The organism is Pseudomonas sp. B19(2017) (assembly GCF_002113165.1).
GTDB lineage: Bacteria > Pseudomonadota > Gammaproteobacteria > Pseudomonadales > Pseudomonadaceae > Aquipseudomonas.
Map to the genome: position 1 here is coordinate 1 of NZ_NEJR01000007.1, position 17,622 is coordinate 17,622.

Genomic DNA, 17,622 nt, shown 5'->3' on the forward strand with positions numbered 1-17,622 from the left:
GGCAATTGGTCGTTCACGCCCGGTACGCCGCTGGCCAACGGCACGGTGATCAACGCCGTGGCCCAGGACCCGGCCGGCAATACCAGCGGGCCGACCAGCGTCACCGTCGACGCCGTCGCGCCACCTGCACCGATCCTCAACCCAAGCAACGGGGCGGTGATCAGTGGTACCGCTGAAGCCGGGGCCAAGGTGGTCCTTACCGACGGCAGCGGCAACCCGATCGGCGAAACGACCGCCGATGGCAGTGGCAACTGGGCCTTCACGCCTGCGACCCCGCTGGCCAACGGCACGGTGATCAACGCCGTGGCCCAGGACGCCGCCGGCAATACCAGCGGGCCGACCAGCGCTACCGTTGATGCCGTCGCGCCGCCTGCGCCGATTCTCAACCCGAGCAATGGGGTAGTGGTCAGTGGTACCGCCGAAGCCGGGGCCAAGGTGATCCTCACCGACGGCAGCGGCAACCCGATCGGGGAGACGACCGCCGATGGCAGCGGCAACTGGGCCTTCACCCCCGGTACGCCGTTGGCCAACGGTACGGTGGTCAATGCCGTGGCCCAGGACGCGGCCGGCAACACCAGCTCGCCAGTGGTCAGCACTACGGTGGATACGGTCGCCCCTGGCCAGCCGACGGTTGACCCAAGCAACGGCACCGAGATAAGCGGTACCGCCGAAGCCGGCGCCAGGGTGATCCTCACTGACGGCAGCGGCAACCCCATCGGTCAGACTACTGCCGATGGCAGCGGCAACTGGGCCTTCACGCCTTCGACCCCGCTGGCCAATGGCACGGTGATCAACGCCGTGGCCCAGGACCCGGCCGGCAATACCAGCGGGCCGACCAGCGTCACCGTCGACGCCGTCGCGCCACCTGCACCGATCCTCAACCCAAGCAACGGGGCGGTGATCAGTGGTACCGCTGAAGCCGGGGCCAAGGTGATTCTTACCGACGGCAGCGGCAACCCGATCGGCGAAACGACCGCCGACGGCAGTGGCAACTGGGCCTTCACGCCTGCGACCCCGCTGGCGAACGGCACGGTGGTCAACGCCGTGGCCGAGGACGCCGCCGGCAATACCAGTGGCCCGGCCAGTACCACGGTCGACTCGGTGGCACCATCGGCGCCACTGCTGAGCATCAGTAGCGACGGTGCGCTGCTTACCGGTACCGCCGAGCCGAACAGCCAGGTGCGTATTGTGATCGATGGCGATACCGCCAACCCGATCACGGTGAATGTCGACGGTAGCGGCAACTTCAGCCTGCCGCTCGCACCGCCGCTGATCACCGGCGAGCTGATCGCCGGGGTCGCAGTGGACGCTGCGGGCAACGTCAGCGGGCCAGCGACGATCAACGCGCCGGACCTGGCACCGCCGACCATCAGCGTGCCAGAAGCCGCCGATACCTGGATCAACGCTGCCGAGATCAGCGATGGCATCCAGGTCGACGTGACGATACGCCCGACCATGCAGGTCGGCCAGGTGATCACCGTCGCCTTCGCCGGGCAGAACGGCTACGAGACGCAGGCGACGCACACCATCACCGCTGGCGATATCCTGGCCGGCAGTGTCACCGTGTCCATTCCCCCTGGCGATGGCATGGGGCCGTTCCCGGAGGGCGCCTCTACCGTCACCGCAGACATCAATGGTGGAGCTGCGTCGAGCCCGGTGCCGTTCACTGTCGACACCATCCCGCCTGCGACCCCGGTGCTGTCGCTGGTGGGCAGCATCCTGACCATCTCCACGGATCCGGGAACCGAACTGACGGTCGAAGTGGACATCGGCGGCGTCACCGCCACCGCCACGGTGACTGCCGACAACAGCGGGCTGGCCTCGCTGAATCTGCTTACCGATCTGGACATCGACCTTACCCTGGACCAGTTGCTCAATGCCCAAGTCTCCGTGACCGGTGAGGACCCGGCCGGCAACCCGAGCAATGTGGCGACCATCGGTGTCGGCAGCAGCATCGAGCAGCCCGTTACCATCGGCAACTTCGGGGTCGACGTCAGCCTCAACCCGCTGAACCCGCGGTTCGGTTTCAGTGGCACCACCGAACCGGACTCCAGCGTGGTGATCCGGGTCATCACCCCGGCGCTGAACGTCGAGCTGCTGCCGATCGCGGCGGACAGCTCTGGCAACTTCTCGCTGAACCTGCTGAGCCCGACCGTCCTCACCCAGTTGGGGTTGAACATCACCGATATCCTTAACCTCGGTTCGCAGATCTCGTTCAACATCGTCGCTACCGATACCAACGGCAACGACAGCTCGGCATACGGCATCACCCTGACCCCGAACGGGCTGTCAGTGAACATTGGCCAGATCGACGTCACCGGCACCTCGGGGGACGATGTCATGTCCGGGGCGAGCGGCAGTTCGGAGCACATCAATGGAGGCGATGGCAACGACCTGATCTTCAACGTGGGGACCGGTGATCACGTGGTGGCCGGCAACGGCAACGACGCCGTCCAGATCACCGCGACCGACTTCGTCAGCATCGATGGCGGCGCGGGCTTCGACACGTTGGTCCTGGCCGACGGCATCGACCTCGACTACAACGCCGTCGGCGTCGGCACGCTCTCCAACATCGAGCGTATCGACCTCGGCCGGGGTGACTCGGGGAGTGTGCTGACCCTGACCGCAGCGGAGGTCGACGCCATCACCGATGCCAACAACGTGCTGCAGATTACCGGCGAGAGCAACGACACCCTCAACGTGGCGGGTGCCGTGAACACCGGGACCACCCAGCAGCTCAACGGCATTACCTACGATGTCTACAGCTTTGGCAGCAGTACCCTGCTGATCGAGGACAACACGGTACAGGTTGTGGTCTGATGCGCGGCCTGTCCGTGCTCAAGGGAAGGCGCCGTGGCGCGGGAGCCCTTTGGCTCCTGTGCTTCGGGCTGCCGTTGTCCACTTCGGCAATTCCTCTCGACCAGGCGGTGCGGGAGGGGTTGGCGATCCACCCGCAGGTGCGTTCGGCGATGGCCGAGGCGGACCGTGCGGGCACCGAGGTAGAGATCGCCAAGGGTGGTTACTACCCCTCCGTCACGATGTCCGGAGGGCCGCAGGAGTTCGACGTTGGTGAGGTCGTCTACGACCTCACCGTATCGCAGATGCTGTATGACTGGGGAAGGGTGACAAGCAAGGTCGACAGCGCCAGCGCAACCCGGCGCAAGCTGTCCGAGGCGGTGCTGGTGGCGCGCGACGATGCGGCGCTGGATATCGTCGAGACCTACCTCGACGTGCTTGCCTCGGAGCGCCGGGTGGAGACGGTGCGCCAGCACATCCAGCGTCTGGACCGCATCCGCGAGATGACCCAGGCGCGCGGCAGTGATGGCTACGCCGACCGTAGCGAACTGGACCGCGCCAACCTGGAACTGGCACGCGCCCAGGAACAACTGTCGCTGGAGAAGGGCAACCTGCAGGACGCGCGCAACCAGTACGCGATCCTGGTTGGCCAGGACCCCTCCGAACTGGTGGAGCCCGAGCCGATGTCGCTGCAGCGCTACCTGGCTGCCAGCGACGTGGCACGGGTGATCCGTGAATCGCCGTTGCAGCGCAAGGCACTGGAGGACGCCAATGTCGCCGAGGCGCAAGTCCGCGAGGCCAAGGCTTCGTTGCTGCCGCAGTTGAACCTGGAGGCCTCCGCGTTGCGCCGGGAGATCGGCGGTCGCCCGGAAAGCGACTCGGTGATGTCGCTGCGCTTTCGCATGGACACCTTCCAGGGGCTTTCCAATTTCCGCCGGCCGACCGCTGCGCAACAGCGCCTGGAGTCGGCGCAATGGACGGCCGATGCGATGCAGCGTGATATCCGCCGGCAGTTGCAGACGCTGTTCGACAACGGTGACACGCTGCGTTGGCGGGAGCAGTCGCTTAGCCAGCAGGTGACGGAGGCGGAACAGGTCGGCGAGCTGTACCGCGAGCAGTTCGAGGTCGGCCGGCGTGACGTGATCGACTTGCTCAATGTGCAGCGCGAGCGTTTCGAGGCCGAGCGGCAATTGATCAATCTGCACATCGAACGCAAGCGTATCGAGTACCGGGCGGCCGCGCAGGTCGGTCTGTTGGGGGCTCTACTGGAGAATCGGTTGAATCATGGAAGTTGAACAAGCCCCAGATAACGTTTTGCCCCTGAACCACGACGACCCGCTGCGCCAGGGCCTGCTGCTGCTGTGCCGGCAACTGGGCCGGCCGCTGGGCGACGCCGAGCTGGTCGATGGCCTGGCGCTGGAGCACGGACGCCTGCCGCTGCGGCTGGTCGTGCGCGCGCTGCGCCGTGCCGACCTCACTGCCAGGGTCGCGGAGCTGCCATTGCGGCACATGGACGCCTACCTGCTGCCGGCCCTGCTGCTGCTCGGCGATGGCCGCAGCCTGCTGCTGGTTGGCGTCGAAGGCGAGCAGTGCGAGGTACTGGTGCCGCAGAGCGACGGTGGCCGTGAATGCATGGCGTTACCCGCGCTGGAGGCGCTTTACAGCGGCACGGCGGTGTTCGCCAAATGCCGCTATCAACCCGACGGCCGGGTCGGCGACTACGCCAGCAGCTTGCCGGAGCATTGGTTCTTCGGGCCGCTCAAGCGGCTCTGGCGCTCCTATGTGGAAGTCACGGCGGCTGCCCTGGTGGCCAACGTCCTCGCGGTCGCTTCGGCGCTGTTCGCCATGCAGGTGTACGACCGCGTGGTGCCCAACGCGGCCTTCGATACCCTGTGGATACTCGCCAGCGGCGTGGCCTTGGCAATCATTGTCGACGGGGTGTTGCGGATCCTTCGCGGGCACCTGCTCAACGTACTTGGCAAGCGCCTCGACCTGCAGCTGTCGAGCCTGCTGTTCGCTCGCGTGCTGAGCACCCGGATTGCCGCCAAACCGGCGTCGATGGGGGCGTTCAGCACCCAGGTGAGGGAATTCGAGTCGGTCCGTGAGTTCTTCACTTCGTCCAGCGCCGCGCTGATCAGCGACCTGCCGTTCGTGGCCATCTTCCTGTTGCTCATCGCCGTGATCGGTGGCCATGTGGTCTGGGTTCCGCTGGTGGCCTGCGTGTTGATGCTGCTGCCGGGGTTGCTGACCCAGCGCGTGCTGGGGCACCTGTCGCGGCAGAACCTGCGCGAGGGGGCGATGAAGAACAGCGTGCTGCTGGAAGCCTTCGAACACCTGGAGACGGTGAAGGCCGCGCGTGCCGAAGGCCGTTGCCGCCAGCAGTGGGAGACACTCACGGGGGAACTGGCCGGTACCGCGATGAAGACCCACGCCTTGGCCTCGACCCTCAGCTACTCGGCCAGTATCGTCCAGCAGCTGTGCTACGTCGGGGTGGTGGTGTTCGGCGTCTACCGCATAAGCGACGGGGCGATGACCGTCGGTGCCCTGGTGGCCTGTTCGATCCTTGCCTCGCGGGCCATCGCCCCCTTGTCCCAGGCGGCCGCCATCCTCGGCCGCTGGCAGCACACCAAGGTGGCACTGGAGGGCCTCGACCAGCTGATGTCGGCCGAACAGGAGCGTCCCGTCGGCAAGCGCTTCGTGCACCGCGAGCGGCTCCATGGGCATTACCGCCTGGAGGGGCTGCGGCTGGCCCACGGCGACAGCTCGCCGGTGGTCGATGTGCAGGCGCTGAGCATCCAGGCCGGCGAGCGGGTGGCGCTGCTCGGCGGCAATGGAGCGGGCAAATCGACCCTGCTGCGGCTGCTCAGTGGCTTGCTCGACGCGCAATCCGGCCGGCTGTTGCTGGACGATATTGCCCTGAGCCAGCTCGACCCGGCCGACCGCCAGCGCGGCATCGGCTACTTGCCACAGGACGTGGCGCTGTTCCACGGCAGCCTGCGCGAAAACCTCAACCTGGCGAACGCTGCGTTGAGCGACGAGGAATTGCTGGAAGCCCTCGACGGCGTGGGGCTGGGCACTTTCGTGCGCGCTCACCCGTTGGGCCTGGACATGCCGATCCAGGGCAACGCAAGCCTCTCCGGCGGCCAGCGTCAGGCGGTCGGGCTAGCCCGGGTACTGTTGCAGGACCCGCCGATCCTGTTGCTCGACGAGCCGACGGCGGCCTTCGACCAGAACAGCGAGAAACAGGTGATCGACTACCTGCAGAAGTGGCTGGGCCGGCGCACACTGATCATTACCACCCACAAGAAAAGCGTGCTGGCGCTGGTGGACCGTGCAGTGGTGCTGCGCAATGGCCAGGTGATCATGGACGGCCCGCTGAATCAGGTGGTGCTGGGCAACCAGGTGCAGGCGCCACAGGTCGCCGAGGGAGCGGGTCATGGCTGCTGAAAATTACTCTGTACAGCTGCGCCGGCAGTTGGCCGATCCCTTGCTGGCGACCACTCACCCGGTCTACCGTCCGCTGCTCTGGACCCTGCTCGGCAGTGTCTTGCTGTTCGTCGCCTGGGCCGCCTGGGCGGAACTCGATGAGGTGACGCGCGGCGACGGGCGCGTGGTGCCGTTCAGCCGCATTCAGAAAATCCAGAGCCTGGAAGGCGGCATTCTCGACCGCCTGCTGGTGCAGGAAGGCGACCTGGTGGAGGTCGGGCAGCCGCTGCTGCGCCTTGACGAGACGCGCTTTCTCACCAATTTCCAGGAGTCGGCCAACCAGGCCGGCGTGCTGCGGGCGGCCATCGCCCGGCTGGAAGCCGAGGTGCTGGGCAAGGCGGCCATCGAGTTCCCGCCCGACATCGATCCGCAGGGGCCGCTGGCGCGCTCCGAGCGCGAGCTGTTCAAGTCGCGACGGGACAAGTTGCTCGAAGGTAGCCAGGCGATCCAGAGACAGATCAGCCTGGCCCAGAGCCAGCTCGACCTGGTCCGCCCGCTGGTGGCCAAGCGTGCGGTGAGCCAGATGGAGGCGCTGCGGTTGAGCCAGGACATCGCTACCCTCAACGGCAAGCTGACCGAGCTGAAGAGCAGTTACTTCCAGGACGCCTACACCGAGCGCTCACAGCGCAAGGCCGACCTCAGTGCGCTGGAGCCGATTGTGCAGCAGCGCCAGGACCAGTTGCGCCGTACCGGAATCGTTTCGCCCGTGCGTGGGCGGGTCAACACCGTGCTGATAAACACCCGTGGCGGGGTGATCCAGCCCGGCGAGGCGATCATGGAAGTGATTCCGGTGGAGGACCGCCTGCTGGTAGAGGCCAGGATCAAGCCGCGTGACGTGGCCTTCCTGGTGCCGGGCATGCCGGCCAAAGTGAAGATCACCGCCTACGACTTCAGCATCTATGGCGACCTCAAGGGCACCTTGGAGCAGATCAGCGCCGACACCATCGAGGAGGACACGCCCCATGGCAAGGAGTCGTACTACCAGGTGCTGATCCGCACTGACGGTAGCCAGCTCAAGCGCGGCGAGGAGGTGCTGCCGATCATTCCCGGCATGGTTGCCGAGGTGGACATACTCAGCGGCAAGCGCAGCGTCCTCAATTACTTGCTGCGCCCGCTGATCAAAGCCCGTCTCTACTGACCCCGACCAGGCGTTTGGAACGGGAATTGCTGCGTTGCTGAAAACCTGTGCATTTTGGGGATACGGCCATGCTTCCGGAAGATCTGTACGTCATGTTCCTCTTCGCCGTTGCCGTACTGGCCCTCGATGTTGCAGCCATCGTGCTGTATCGGGGGGCCAAGCCGTGACCCCGGGTTTCGGGGGCTTTCACCCTGAACCGGGTTTTGTTCTACAGTGCAGGGAGGTCACTGTGTAAGGAAACAGATATGGCAAAGCATCGGTGGGCAGTTGTCGCTATTTCGATCGCACTGTCAGTGGGCCCTGCGCTCACTTATGGCGACCCGGGTAACGGTAAAGGGCAGGGCCATGGCAAGGGGCAAGGGCAGGGGCAGCATGGCCAAGGGCACGGTAGCGCATATGGTGGGCCGTCGATTAACCGTGGCGATGTGCTTGGCATTCTGGATGGGCACCGCAATTACTGGAGCGCGGGGGCGGCCTTGCCCCCCGGCATTCAGAAGAACCTGGCCCGTGGCAAACCTTTGCCGCCGGGTATCGCCAAGAAGCTGGATGGCAGGCTGCTGGGGCAGCTCCCTCATTATGATGGCTATGAATGGATGTAGGCGGGTGCCGATCTGATCCTGGTAGCAGTTGCTACGGGGATCATCTACGAGGTGTTGAACGGCGCGCTGGATTGACCTCAGGAGCGGTTGTCAGCAAGCGCCTCAGCTGGCTTGCTGGCAATTGCTCCGCAAGGCGCTCCTCCGGCCTAGCGCTGACTACCGTCAGCTGCGCCACCCCCTTGCCGCCCGGTGCCTTCCGAGCCACTGCCATCCACGCCCGGCAAATCCCGGTTGTCATTCTGTTCCGCCGGCGGGCTGTCGGGGTCGTTGCCCTGTATGCGCGGGTCGGTGTTCCGGGGCACGGGTTTTTCGATCGGGTTGAGAGTGCTGTCTACGCCAGGCTTGGGCGCCGGGCTGTGCGGGTCGTCAGGGTAGGTGGGGCCGGTGCCGGCGGCCAGGGCCAATGGCGCGGCGAGCAGGGTAACCAGCAGGATGCTTGAGCGGGGCATGGCAGGCTCCTTCGCTTCGGGTAGGGCTGATACTTCCTTTCGGCCCTACCCGAAACTTCAAGGTGCCATTGCCCCGATCAACGGTTACACCACCAGTGAAAGCAACATGATGAAGATGATGCCGACGATCGACAGGATGGTTTCCATCATGCTCCAGGTCTTGAAGGTTTCGGCCACGGTCATGTTGAAGTATTGCTTCACCAGCCAGAAGCCGGCGTCGTTCACATGGGAAAGGATCAACGAGCCGGCGCCGGTGGCCAGCACCAGCAACTCGCGGTTAACCCCCGGTACCAGGTCGATGACCGGTGCGACGATGCCCGCGCCGGTAATGGTGGCGACCGTGGCGGAACCGGTGGCGATGCGGATAACCGCCGCTACCAGCCAGGCCAGCATGATCGGCGAAATTTCCGCCTGCACTGCCATTTGCCCGATCACGTTGCCCACGCCGGTGTCTACCAGCATCTGCTTGAAGCCGCCGCCGGCACCTACGATCAGCACGATCGCGGCGGTCGGCGCCAGGCTTTGGTCGAGCATCTTCATGATCTGCTGGCGGTTGAAGCCACGGGCCGCGCCGAAGGTGTAGAAAGCCAGCAGCAGGGCGGCGAGCAGGGCGGTGATGGGGTGGCCGATCAGGTCCATCCACTGGCGCACGATGTGCTCGGCAGGCAGCACCACGTCGGCGAAGGTCTTCAGCAGCATCAACACCACCGGCAGCAGCACGGTGACCAGGGTGATGGTGAAGCTGGGCAGGTTGCCCTGGTCGGACTCCTTGGCGATCTGGTCCATCAGTTCCTGGGACGGGCTGCCCGGGATGTAGCGGGAAATGAAGTTACCGAACAGCGGGCCGGCGATAATGGCAGTAGGCAGCGCCACGATCAGGCCATAGAAGATGGTCTTGCCGATGTCGGCATGGAAGATGCCGATCGCCAGCAGCGGGCCCGGGTGCGGGGGGACCAGGCCGTGCACCACCGACAGGCCGGCCAGCAGGGGGATGCCGATCTTGATCAGCGACACGCCCGAGCGCCGGGCAACGATGAACACCAGCGGAATCAACAGCACGAAGCCGATCTCGAAGAACAGCGGGATGCCCACCAGGAAGGCGGCGAACATCATCGCCCAGTGCACGTTCTTCTTGCCGAACGCGCGGATGAGGGTTTGCGCGATCTGGTCAGCCCCCCCGGAGTCGGCCATCAGCTTGCCGAGCATGGTGCCCAGGGCGAGCACGATGCCGACGAAGCCGAGAACACCGCCAAAACCGTCCTGGAACGATTTCATGACCTTGGCCACCGGCATGCCGGAGGTCAGGCCGAGGAAGCCGGCCGCGATGGTCAGGGCGACGAAGGGGTGGACCTTGAAGTGGGTGATCAGCAGGATCAGCCCGACGATGGTAACCAGCGCGTCGAGCAGCAGGAAGGTATCAGTAGCCAGTCCGAACATGGTTTGAAGGCCTCGGTCTTATCGTTGTTTTGGCGTAACTTTTTTTTTGCAACTTTGCGCACGTTTATGGGGCAGGGTAGCGCTGTCTTTGGTGAGCCAAGGAAAGCCGCCGGGGTCAGGCGGTTCGTGCCAGGCCTCGCTCACCGCGGCCCTTTAGCCAGCTGTCCACCGCTTCGGCAAGTGCTTCGATGGGCTGTGTGGCATCAAGCGCCAGGGTCAGGGGCTCGCCGTGTGGCGGTTCCAGGGCAGCGAACTGGCTGTCGATCAGGCTCGCCGGCATGAAATGCCCGGGGCGGGCCAGCACGCGTTGTTCGGCTTCGGCGGGCGACAGTTCGAGGAATACGAACACCAGCCCCGGCACGGCATCACGCAGGGTGTCGCGGTAGCGGCGCTTGAGGGCCGAACAGGTCAGGATCGGACGTTCCCCGGCCGCGGTGGTGGCTTGCAGTTCCTGGCCAAGACGCACCAGCCAGCCGGCACGGTCGCTGTCGTCCAAAGGGATGCCAGCGCTCATCTTGCGGATGTTTTCGGCAGGGTGGAAAGCGTCGCCTTCGATCAGGCGGCCGCCGCTTCGGGCGGCGATGGCAGCACCGATGCAGCTTTTGCCGCAACCGGCCACGCCCATCACCACGATGGCGGACAGGGGAGAATTCATCAGTACCTCCTGCGGGTGAGATAGCGCTGTCTCGTCATGGACGAGCAGTCACTTCCCCCGGTGTTATTGGTCTTGTCCTTACGCAGTATGGACGCTTGGCGGCGAGCGCGTGGCGGCTGCTACCAAAGATTACATTGCCTGCGTCCTGAGACAGCGCTACCTTAGTGGCCGTTCCCTTTCCTTGCAAGTAGTAAAATTACAACACCCATGTCCCGCACCGGCTCCCGCACCACAGGTCGTCCCACCCTGGCAGAAGTTGCCAGGCTTTCCGGGGTTTCCCCGATTACCGCCTCGCGCGCCCTGCGTGGGGTCAGTACGGTTGCACCGGAACTGGTGGAAAAGGTCGTTGCGGCTGCAGCGAGCCTGGGGTATGTGGCCAACCCGGCGGCCCGTGCGCTGGCTTCGGCACGTAGCCAGTCGGTAGTGGTTCTGATCCCGTCGCTGTCCAACCAGCTGTTCATCGACACGCTGGAGGCCATTCACGAGGTCATGCGCCCACGAGGGCTCGAGGTGCTGATCGGCAACTATCATTACGACCTTGCTGAAGAAGAGAACCTGATCCGCAACTACCTGGCCTACCAGCCTTGCGGCATGCTGCTGACCGGTTTCGAGCGCAGTGAGGCATCGCGGCAGATGCTGGCGGCTAGCGGCGTGCCCTGCGTGCACATGATGGAACTCAATGGCGAGGCCGGGGCGCTTTCGGTCGGTTTCTCGCAACAGCAGGCCGGCCGCGCTGCGGCTCGCCACCTGATCGAGCGCGGGCGCAAACGCCTGGCGTTCATTGCCGCCCAGCTCGACCCGCGAGTGATGCAGCGTGCCGAAGGGTTCCGCCAGGCGTTGGCCGAGGCCGGCTTGCAGGCGGCCGAGCTGGAGGTGCTGGCGCCGGAGCCTTCTTCCATAGCCTTGGGTAGCGCACTGTTCAGTCAGCTGCTGCAGCAGGCACCGGATGTCGACGGCATTTTCTTCTGCAACGACGACCTGGCCCAGGGCGCAGTGCTGCAGGCATTGCGCCAAGGGGTGGAGGTGCCGCGGCAGGTGGCGATGGTCGGTTTCAACGACCTGCCGGCTTCGGCGCACATGGTGCCGCGGTTGACCTCGATTCGCACGCCTCGGGCTGCCGTTGGGCGCGGCGCGGCGCAGGCGCTGCTGGCGCTGCTCGATGGCAAGCGGGTGCCGAATGCGCAGCAGGATTTGGGTTTCGAGTTGATGGTGCGGGAGAGCTCCTGAGTACGCCTTGAGTGATAGGGTGGATTTGAAATCGAGCGCCGCGCGGCAGGCGCCACAAAGACCACGTCGCACGCCAGGCGATCTATGCTCATGACACCGCGCATAACAGGAGCCCGGCGTCATGTTCGATTTCCACCGCAAGTCCGATCTGGTCGAGATCCAGCGCAGTCATGAGGCCTTGGCCAGCTTGCAGGCGAAGCTAGCGGCAATCAGCCGCTCCATGGCCATGATCGAATTCGCTCCCGACGGCACGATCCTCGATGCCAACGAGCGCTTCTGCCAAGCGATGGGCTACAGCGCCGACGAATTGCGTGGCAAGCACCACCGGCTGTTCTGCGACCCCGCCTACGCCAAAAGCGCCGAATACCGGCAACTTTGGCATGAACTGGGGCAGGGCAAGGCCATCAGCGGTACTTTCGAGCGCGTCGACAAGGCCGGCCGTGAAGTCTGGCTGGAAGCCAGCTACATGCCGGTACTGAATGAACAGCATCGGGTCAGCAGCGTGATCAAGGTAGCTTCCGACATCAGTCAGCGGGTGATGCAGGAGCACGAGAGCGAAAGCCTGCTCAAAGCTATCAGCCGTTCCATGGCGGTGATCGAATTCACCCCGCAGGGCCGGGTGATCAAGGCCAACCAGAACTTCCTCGATACCATGGGCTATCGCCTGGACGAGGTGGTTGGCCGCCATCACGGGCTGTTCTGCCTGGCGCACGAGCGCGAATCGGCCGAGTACCGCGAGTTCTGGGCTTCGCTCAATCGTGGCGAATACCATTCGCACCGTTTCGAGCGCATCGACAAACATGGCCGGATGGTCTACCTGGAGGCTTCCTACAACCCGATCTTCGACAGCAAGGGCCGCTTGTACAAAGTGGTGAAGTTCGCCAGCGACATCACCCGCCAGGTCAGCACCCAGCAAAGCGCCGCCGATGCTGCCCATGCCAGTTCGGTACAGACCGATGCCTGCGCACGCAAAGGTACCGAGGTGGTGCAGCAGGCGGTTCAGGTGATCGAGCAGATTTCCCATGAGCTCAACGACGCTGCACGCAGCATCGATGCGGTGAACAGGCAGTCGGATGTGATCGGGCAGATCGTGCTGACCATCCGTGGCATTGCCGACCAGACCAACCTGCTGGCTTTGAACGCGGCCATCGAGGCGGCCCGCGCCGGCGAACACGGGCGTGGTTTTGCCGTGGTGGCTGACGAGGTGCGCAGCTTGGCAGCTCGAACCAGCAAGGCCACCCTGGAAATCGTCGACGTGGTACGGCAGAACCACGATCTGTCGCTAGTGGCCGTGGCCAGCATGCAGTCAAGCCTGAAGCGCACCGGCCATGGCGTGGCGCTGGCCAACGAGGCTGGGACGGTGATCATGGAGATCCAGCAGGGTTCACGGCACGTGGTGGATGCCATCAGCCAGATCAGTTCGACGCTGCAATTGCATTGAGTGTATCGCCCAGCTCCTCCAGCAGGGCCTCCAGGCTGGCTTGTAATTGCAGGCGCAAGTCAGCTGTCGGCAGGCCTTGGCCATGAGCCTGCTCGATGGCTTCGCAATCCGTGACCAGTGCACGCATCTTGAGCATTTTCGCCCCTCCCTTGATCCGGTGAGCCAGTGCGCGCACGGTCTCGCCGGGGGCGTCTGCTGCAAGTGCGCGCAAGCTGGCGAGGTCTTCGCTGATACTCTGTGTCAGCTGTTCCAGCAAATGCCGAATCAGTTGTTCGTCGTCCTGGGTCAGGTGGCGCAGTTCGCCCAGGTCGAACCCGCTGCCGATACGCACCGGTGGCTGTTGCCGGGCACGGGCCTGCGGTAGCCGGGCCTTGAGCGTGTGCAGGCCAATCGGTTTGAACAGGCATTCGTCCATGCCGCTGGCCAGGCAGCGGGCACGTTCCTCGGCCTGGGCATTGGCGGTCACGCCAAGAATCCGGCATGCCGCCAGGCCGCGTTCGGCTTCGAGGTTGCGGATGCGACGGGTCAGTTCGTGGCCGTCCATGACCGGCATGCTGCAATCGGTTATTACCAGGTCAAAGCGCGCTGCCTGCCAGTGCGCCAGCGCGATTTCGCCGTTTTCCGCCAACGTCACGCGGTGCCCCAAGGTTTGCAGTTGCCGCTCCAGCAGCAGCAGGTTGGCCGGGTAGTCGTCGACCACCAGTATGTTCATCGGGCCGCTGGTGGTTTCCAGCGTCGGGGCGTGCTGCTGGACCTGCAGCGGTGCTGCGCAGGCGGGCAGTTGCAGGCTGACCTGCACTTTGGTGCCAACACCTTCGACGCTCTGCAAGCTCAAGTTGCCGCCCATCAACTCGGCCAGGGTTCGGCTGATGACCAGGCCCAGGCCTGCGCCTTGGCGTGCCCGGGGGCCGTCGGCCTGGACGAATGCATTGAACAGCCGGGCCTGGTCGGCCGGGCTGATGCCGATGCCGGTGTCTCGCACAGTCAGTTCCACGGCCAGCTGGTCGTTGTCGGCGGCCGTGGGCAGCAGCAGGCTGGCTTGGACTTCGCCGCGATCGGTGAACTTGATGGCGTTGCTGATCAGGTTGGACAAGACCTGCTTGAGCCGCAGCGGATCAGCCAGCACCCAGACCGGCGCAGCGGGCAGTTCGCTGTGCAAATGCAGGCCTTTGGCCCTTGCGTTGCCTTCGAACACCCGCACGCTGGCACGTACCAGTTCGACCAGGTTGGTGGGTACCGGCTGCAGGGTAATGTGCCCTGATTCGATGCGGGAAATGTCGAGAATATCGCCAATCAGTTCGAGCAGGCCGATGGCCGAATCATGAGCGGTCTGCAGGGTCTGGGTGTCACAACGGCCGCCGCGGCTGTCTTCCAGGGCCAGCTCCAGCAGGCCGATCACGGCATTCATCGGGGTACGGATTTCATGGCTCATGGTGGCCAGGAAGGTGCTTTTGGTCTGGCTGGCCTGTTCGGCGTCGTCCTTGGCCTGGCGCAGTTGTTCGAGCAGGCCGCGGCTTAGCGCCAGCTGCGCTTGCAGCGCATGCTGGGCCTCGGTGCGCTGGTTGATCAGCTTGCGCAGGTAACTGTTCCAGAACACCACCCCGGCCAGCAGCAAGGCCGACAATACCAGCACTTGCAGGGCCAGGGTGCGGTAGTCGCGCCAGGGGCTGTCGCTGACCAGGGTGCTGGTGCGCCAGCGGTTGATCAGCTGGTCCAGCTCTTCGGGTGGAATGCTCAGTAGCGCCTTGTCGAGGATGGCCTGCAACTGGGGCTGGTCCGCGGCCACGGCGAAGGCGGCGATGGCCGGGTCGTCGTCGAGCACACTGGCGATGCGCAGGCGGTCCTTGAACACATGGCTGATGTAGTAGGCAGCATTGATATGACTGCTCAGAGCGACGTCGGCGGTACCGTTGGCCACGGCTTCCATAAGGCCGAGCGGGTTGTCCACCTCGACCACCCTGGCCTGCGGGTAGCGCTGTTGCAGCAGGGCCCGTTGCGGCGAGCCGCGCACCAGGGCGATGCGCTGGCCATCCAGCGCCTTGGCCTGCGCCGGTGATGCGTTGTCGCCGCGGGTTACCAGCACCCGCGGGCTGACCAGGTAGGGGCGGGTATAGCGCAGTTGTTTCGAACGGTCCGTGCCGTAGCCCAATGCGCCGATCATCTGCGCATCGCCGTGTGCCACGCGCTCGACCATTGCCTGTGCAGACGGGCTTTCGACCGGCTTGAAATGCAGCCCTGTGCGCAGCGAGATCTGCTTGAGCAGGTCGAGGGTAATGCCGCTGGGGCGGTGCTGGGCATCGTTGAAGGTCAGCGGCGCCAGTGAGGTGTTGACCAGTACGTCGATGGTGGGGTTGGCAGCGATCCAGGCTTCTTCTTCTGCGGTCAGGGCGGCGAGATGGCGCTGCAGCAGCAGGCTGGTGTTGCCACTGCTCCAGCGGCGCAGAATGTTCAGGCGCTCGCTTTCGCTGATGCGTGCCAGCGCCTTGTCGATCAATTGGTGCAGGCGCGGGTTGTCACTGGCCATGGCAAAGGCAAATGCCCCCGGGGCGACCTGGCAGAAATGGTCGATCTTCAGTGTCCCTTGGTAACTCTTGCCAATCGCGAAGTCGGTACTGATGGCATCGCCCAGGTAGGCGTCGGCTTCGCCCAGTTCGACGGCGGCCAAGCCGGCCAGGGTCGAGCGATACAGGCTTAATTGCGCCTTGGGGTACAGGGTGCGGACGTTACTGGCTGGCAGGTAATGATCGACCATGGCCAACCGCAGGCCGGCGAGGTCGGGCGTGTTCTTCAGGCTGCGACCCTCGCGGGTGACTATCACCGGCAGGTCGTCGGCATAGGCAGCACTGAGGCTCAGCTGGGCATCCGCGGCCTCGAAGGCGTTGGAACTACCCAGCAGGTCGATACGGCCCTCGCGCAGGGCGGCGATGGCTTCGTGGCGGCTGTCGTAGCGTCGTACCTCGATGGGGATGCCCAGCTGTTCGGCGATAATACCTGCGTAATCGGCGCTCAGACCTTCGTAGTCGCGCGGGCTGACATTGATTTCGAGCGGTGGGTAGTCGGGCCGCGAACTGCCCAGCACCAGGTGCTGGCGTTGCTGTAGCCATTGCCGCTCTTGTTGGGTCAGCGCAAGGGGGGCGGCGGCGCTGACCGATCGGGCCAGCAACTGGCGGGGTTCGCTGTTGGCCAGCAGTGCGCCGGAACCGGCCAGGCCGATGGCCAGGAGGGCGCTTGCCAGCAGGCGCTTCATCGCGGCCAAGTGCTCAGTAGACGCTGTTGCGCTTGGCCAGGTCGACCATTTCAACCAGCGATTCGGTCTTGAGCTTTTCCATGATGCGGCCCCGGTAGGTGCTGATGGTCTTGGCACTGAGGTTCATGCAGGTGCCGATATTCTTGTTGTTCTCGCCCCGCGCCAGCCGCCGCAGCACCTCCATTTCCCGGTTGGACAGGCTGGCCAGGCGCACCGGTTCGCTTTCCAGCGAGTTGCTGTTGACCGACATTTGCGGGAAGGTCGAGTAGCCCTTGACCAGGGCCTTGAGGGCAAACAGCAACGCCTCGTGGTCTTCTTCCTTGGTGACGAAAGCGCCGATGCCGGCATCCAGGCAGCGCCGCACATACAGGTCGGTGGCCTGGCCGGTCAGTACCATGATCTTGGGGACCGGCTCCAGGCATTGCAGGCGCTTGATCACTTCCATGCCATCCAGGCCGGGCAGGCCGATGTCGAGAATGACCACGTCCGGGCGCAGTTCGCGGGCCACCTGCGCCACCTCGCTGCCATTGCCGACCTCGCCGATGACATGAAAGCGCTCGCGCTCGAGCAGTAGGCGCAGGGACAGCCGGACGATGGGGTGGTCGTCGACGATCAGCACGGTTGTCATGAGGAAAACTCCTGTCGGGGTGTGGTCCGCTTCCTTGATCACTCAGGAATACGTCTGCAAGTGGGTTATCGGAAGCGCTGCACGATACGACCATTCCCTAAATTTGGTAATGCCGAGTATAGAAGTGTTGAAAGTCCACGCGGTATTTGTTGAAAAATCCTACAAGTAGCGGGAAAGACATCACCCTGTCAAAGCGGCAATGTCTTTTTTGAGGTCGCTCAAGCGCAGGCAGAGTGAGATTTGGTCACGCGCTGGGTCGAGGCGGGGTTGTTGGCCAGTGCCCGGCCGACCCGTGTCGGGCGTGCTACCAACTGGCCGGTGCAGTTCGGGCAGCGGCCCTGGAAACGGGTTTCGGCGCAGGTACGGCAGAAGGTGCATTCGAAGGAGCAGATCAGCGCGTCGGGGCTGTCACCCGGCAGGTCGGTATCGCAGCACTCGCAGTTGGGGCGTAGGTCCAGCATGGGCATGACTCCTGTTTGCAGGTGGGAACCTGGAGTCTGCTACGCCCGCGGCGAACCT

The 17,622-nt window shown here is 64.5% G+C and carries 11 protein-coding genes and 3 pseudogenes; 8 read left to right on the forward strand and 6 right to left on the reverse strand.

All coding sequences use genetic code 11. The features are described from left to right. The 5 genes and pseudogenes from CAF70_RS11925 to CAF70_RS11945 all read left to right on the forward strand — a co-directional run. Positions 1 to 2,820, forward strand: a 2,820-nt coding sequence (locus CAF70_RS11925) for an Ig-like domain-containing protein (RefSeq protein WP_256575310.1), incomplete at its 5' end; no start/stop codon positions are given. After that, complete coding sequence (locus tag CAF70_RS11930; protein ID WP_085624762.1) at positions 2,820 to 4,091, forward strand: TolC family protein; 1,272 nt, start codon at positions 2,820 to 2,822, stop codon at positions 4,089 to 4,091. The genes CAF70_RS11925 and CAF70_RS11930, both read left to right, overlap by 1 nt. Beyond that, positions 4,081 to 6,243 (forward strand): type I secretion system permease/ATPase, encoded by a 2,163-nt coding sequence (locus tag CAF70_RS11935; RefSeq protein WP_085624764.1) that lies wholly within the window; start codon positions 4,081 to 4,083, stop codon positions 6,241 to 6,243. The genes CAF70_RS11930 and CAF70_RS11935 overlap by 11 nt, the downstream gene beginning before the upstream one ends. Continuing rightward, positions 6,233 to 7,420, forward strand: coding sequence for an HlyD family efflux transporter periplasmic adaptor subunit (locus CAF70_RS11940; protein WP_085624766.1), 1,188 nt, complete (start codon positions 6,233 to 6,235; stop codon positions 7,418 to 7,420). Before CAF70_RS11935 ends, CAF70_RS11940 begins: the two co-directional genes overlap by 11 nt. A 245-nt stretch (positions 7,421 to 7,665) precedes the next feature. Beyond that, positions 7,666 to 8,094, forward strand: a pseudogene (locus CAF70_RS11945) (anti-virulence regulator CigR family protein). 71 nt (positions 8,095 to 8,165) lie between these two features. On the opposite strand, the gene CAF70_RS11950 reads toward CAF70_RS11945, so the two are convergent. The 3 genes from CAF70_RS11950 to CAF70_RS11960 form a co-directional block, all read right to left on the reverse strand. Next, on the reverse strand, positions 8,166 to 8,468 hold the full coding sequence (locus CAF70_RS11950) for a hypothetical protein (protein ID WP_085624768.1): 303 nt from the start codon (positions 8,466 to 8,468) through the stop codon (positions 8,166 to 8,168). Positions 8,469 to 8,552: 84 nt separating this feature from the next. Then, positions 8,553 to 9,905, reverse strand: a complete 1,353-nt coding sequence (locus tag CAF70_RS11955) for a GntP family permease (RefSeq protein WP_085624770.1) — start codon at positions 9,903 to 9,905, stop codon at positions 8,553 to 8,555. Between the two features lie 115 nt (positions 9,906 to 10,020). Continuing rightward, positions 10,021 to 10,560, reverse strand: coding sequence for a gluconokinase (locus tag CAF70_RS11960; RefSeq protein WP_085624772.1), 540 nt, complete (start codon positions 10,558 to 10,560; stop codon positions 10,021 to 10,023). A 207-nt stretch (positions 10,561 to 10,767) separates the two neighbouring features. Between CAF70_RS11960 and CAF70_RS11965 the strand changes: the two genes are divergently transcribed. The 3 genes and pseudogenes from CAF70_RS11965 to CAF70_RS28140 all read left to right on the forward strand — a co-directional run. Then, positions 10,768 to 11,787 (forward strand): LacI family DNA-binding transcriptional regulator, encoded by a 1,020-nt coding sequence (locus CAF70_RS11965; RefSeq protein WP_025339312.1) that lies wholly within the window; start codon positions 10,768 to 10,770, stop codon positions 11,785 to 11,787. A gap of 220 nt (positions 11,788 to 12,007) precedes the next feature. Further along, positions 12,008 to 12,691: pseudogene (locus CAF70_RS28135) on the forward strand (PAS domain-containing protein); the annotation flags it as partial. 105 nt (positions 12,692 to 12,796) lie between these two features. Next, a pseudogene (locus tag CAF70_RS28140) lies at positions 12,797 to 13,228 on the forward strand (methyl-accepting chemotaxis protein); the annotation flags it as partial. On the opposite strand, the gene CAF70_RS11975 reads toward CAF70_RS28140, so the two are convergent. From CAF70_RS11975 to CAF70_RS11985, 3 genes are all read right to left on the reverse strand, one after another. Next, positions 13,203 to 16,475, reverse strand: a complete 3,273-nt coding sequence (locus tag CAF70_RS11975) for a transporter substrate-binding domain-containing protein (protein WP_085624776.1) — start codon at positions 16,473 to 16,475, stop codon at positions 13,203 to 13,205. The pseudogene CAF70_RS28140 and the gene CAF70_RS11975 overlap by 26 nt on opposite strands. A 13-nt stretch (positions 16,476 to 16,488) precedes the next feature. Then, positions 16,489 to 17,103: a response regulator transcription factor gene (locus CAF70_RS11980; RefSeq protein WP_085624779.1), complete on the reverse strand. Its 615-nt coding sequence runs from the start codon at positions 17,101 to 17,103 to the stop codon at positions 16,489 to 16,491. 218 nt (positions 17,104 to 17,321) lie between these two features. Continuing rightward, positions 17,322 to 17,564: a DUF1272 domain-containing protein gene (locus CAF70_RS11985; protein WP_063914194.1), complete on the reverse strand. Its 243-nt coding sequence runs from the start codon at positions 17,562 to 17,564 to the stop codon at positions 17,322 to 17,324. Positions 17,565 to 17,622 lie beyond the last annotated feature (58 nt).

Bases quoted from the DNA above. Each gene is read 5' to 3' on its own strand.
- CAF70_RS11980 (WP_085624779.1), bottom strand. From the start codon at position 17,103: ATGACAACCGTGCTGATCGTCGACGACCACCCCATCGTCCGGCTGTCC.
- CAF70_RS11940 (WP_085624766.1), top strand. From the start codon at position 6,233: ATGGCTGCTGAAAATTACTCTGTACAGCTGCGCCGGCAGTTGGCCGAT.
- CAF70_RS11950 (WP_085624768.1), bottom strand. From the start codon at position 8,468: ATGCCCCGCTCAAGCATCCTGCTGGTTACCCTGCTCGCCGCGCCATTG.
- CAF70_RS11935 (WP_085624764.1), top strand. From the start codon at position 4,081: ATGGAAGTTGAACAAGCCCCAGATAACGTTTTGCCCCTGAACCACGAC.
- CAF70_RS11960 (WP_085624772.1), bottom strand. From the start codon at position 10,560: ATGAATTCTCCCCTGTCCGCCATCGTGGTGATGGGCGTGGCCGGTTGC.
- CAF70_RS11965 (WP_025339312.1), top strand. From the start codon at position 10,768: ATGTCCCGCACCGGCTCCCGCACCACAGGTCGTCCCACCCTGGCAGAA.
- CAF70_RS11955 (WP_085624770.1), bottom strand. From the start codon at position 9,905: ATGTTCGGACTGGCTACTGATACCTTCCTGCTGCTCGACGCGCTGGTT.
- CAF70_RS11985 (WP_063914194.1), bottom strand. From the start codon at position 17,564: ATGCTGGACCTACGCCCCAACTGCGAGTGCTGCGATACCGACCTGCCG.
- CAF70_RS11975 (WP_085624776.1), bottom strand. From the start codon at position 16,475: ATGAAGCGCCTGCTGGCAAGCGCCCTCCTGGCCATCGGCCTGGCCGGT.
- CAF70_RS11930 (WP_085624762.1), top strand. From the start codon at position 2,820: ATGCGCGGCCTGTCCGTGCTCAAGGGAAGGCGCCGTGGCGCGGGAGCC.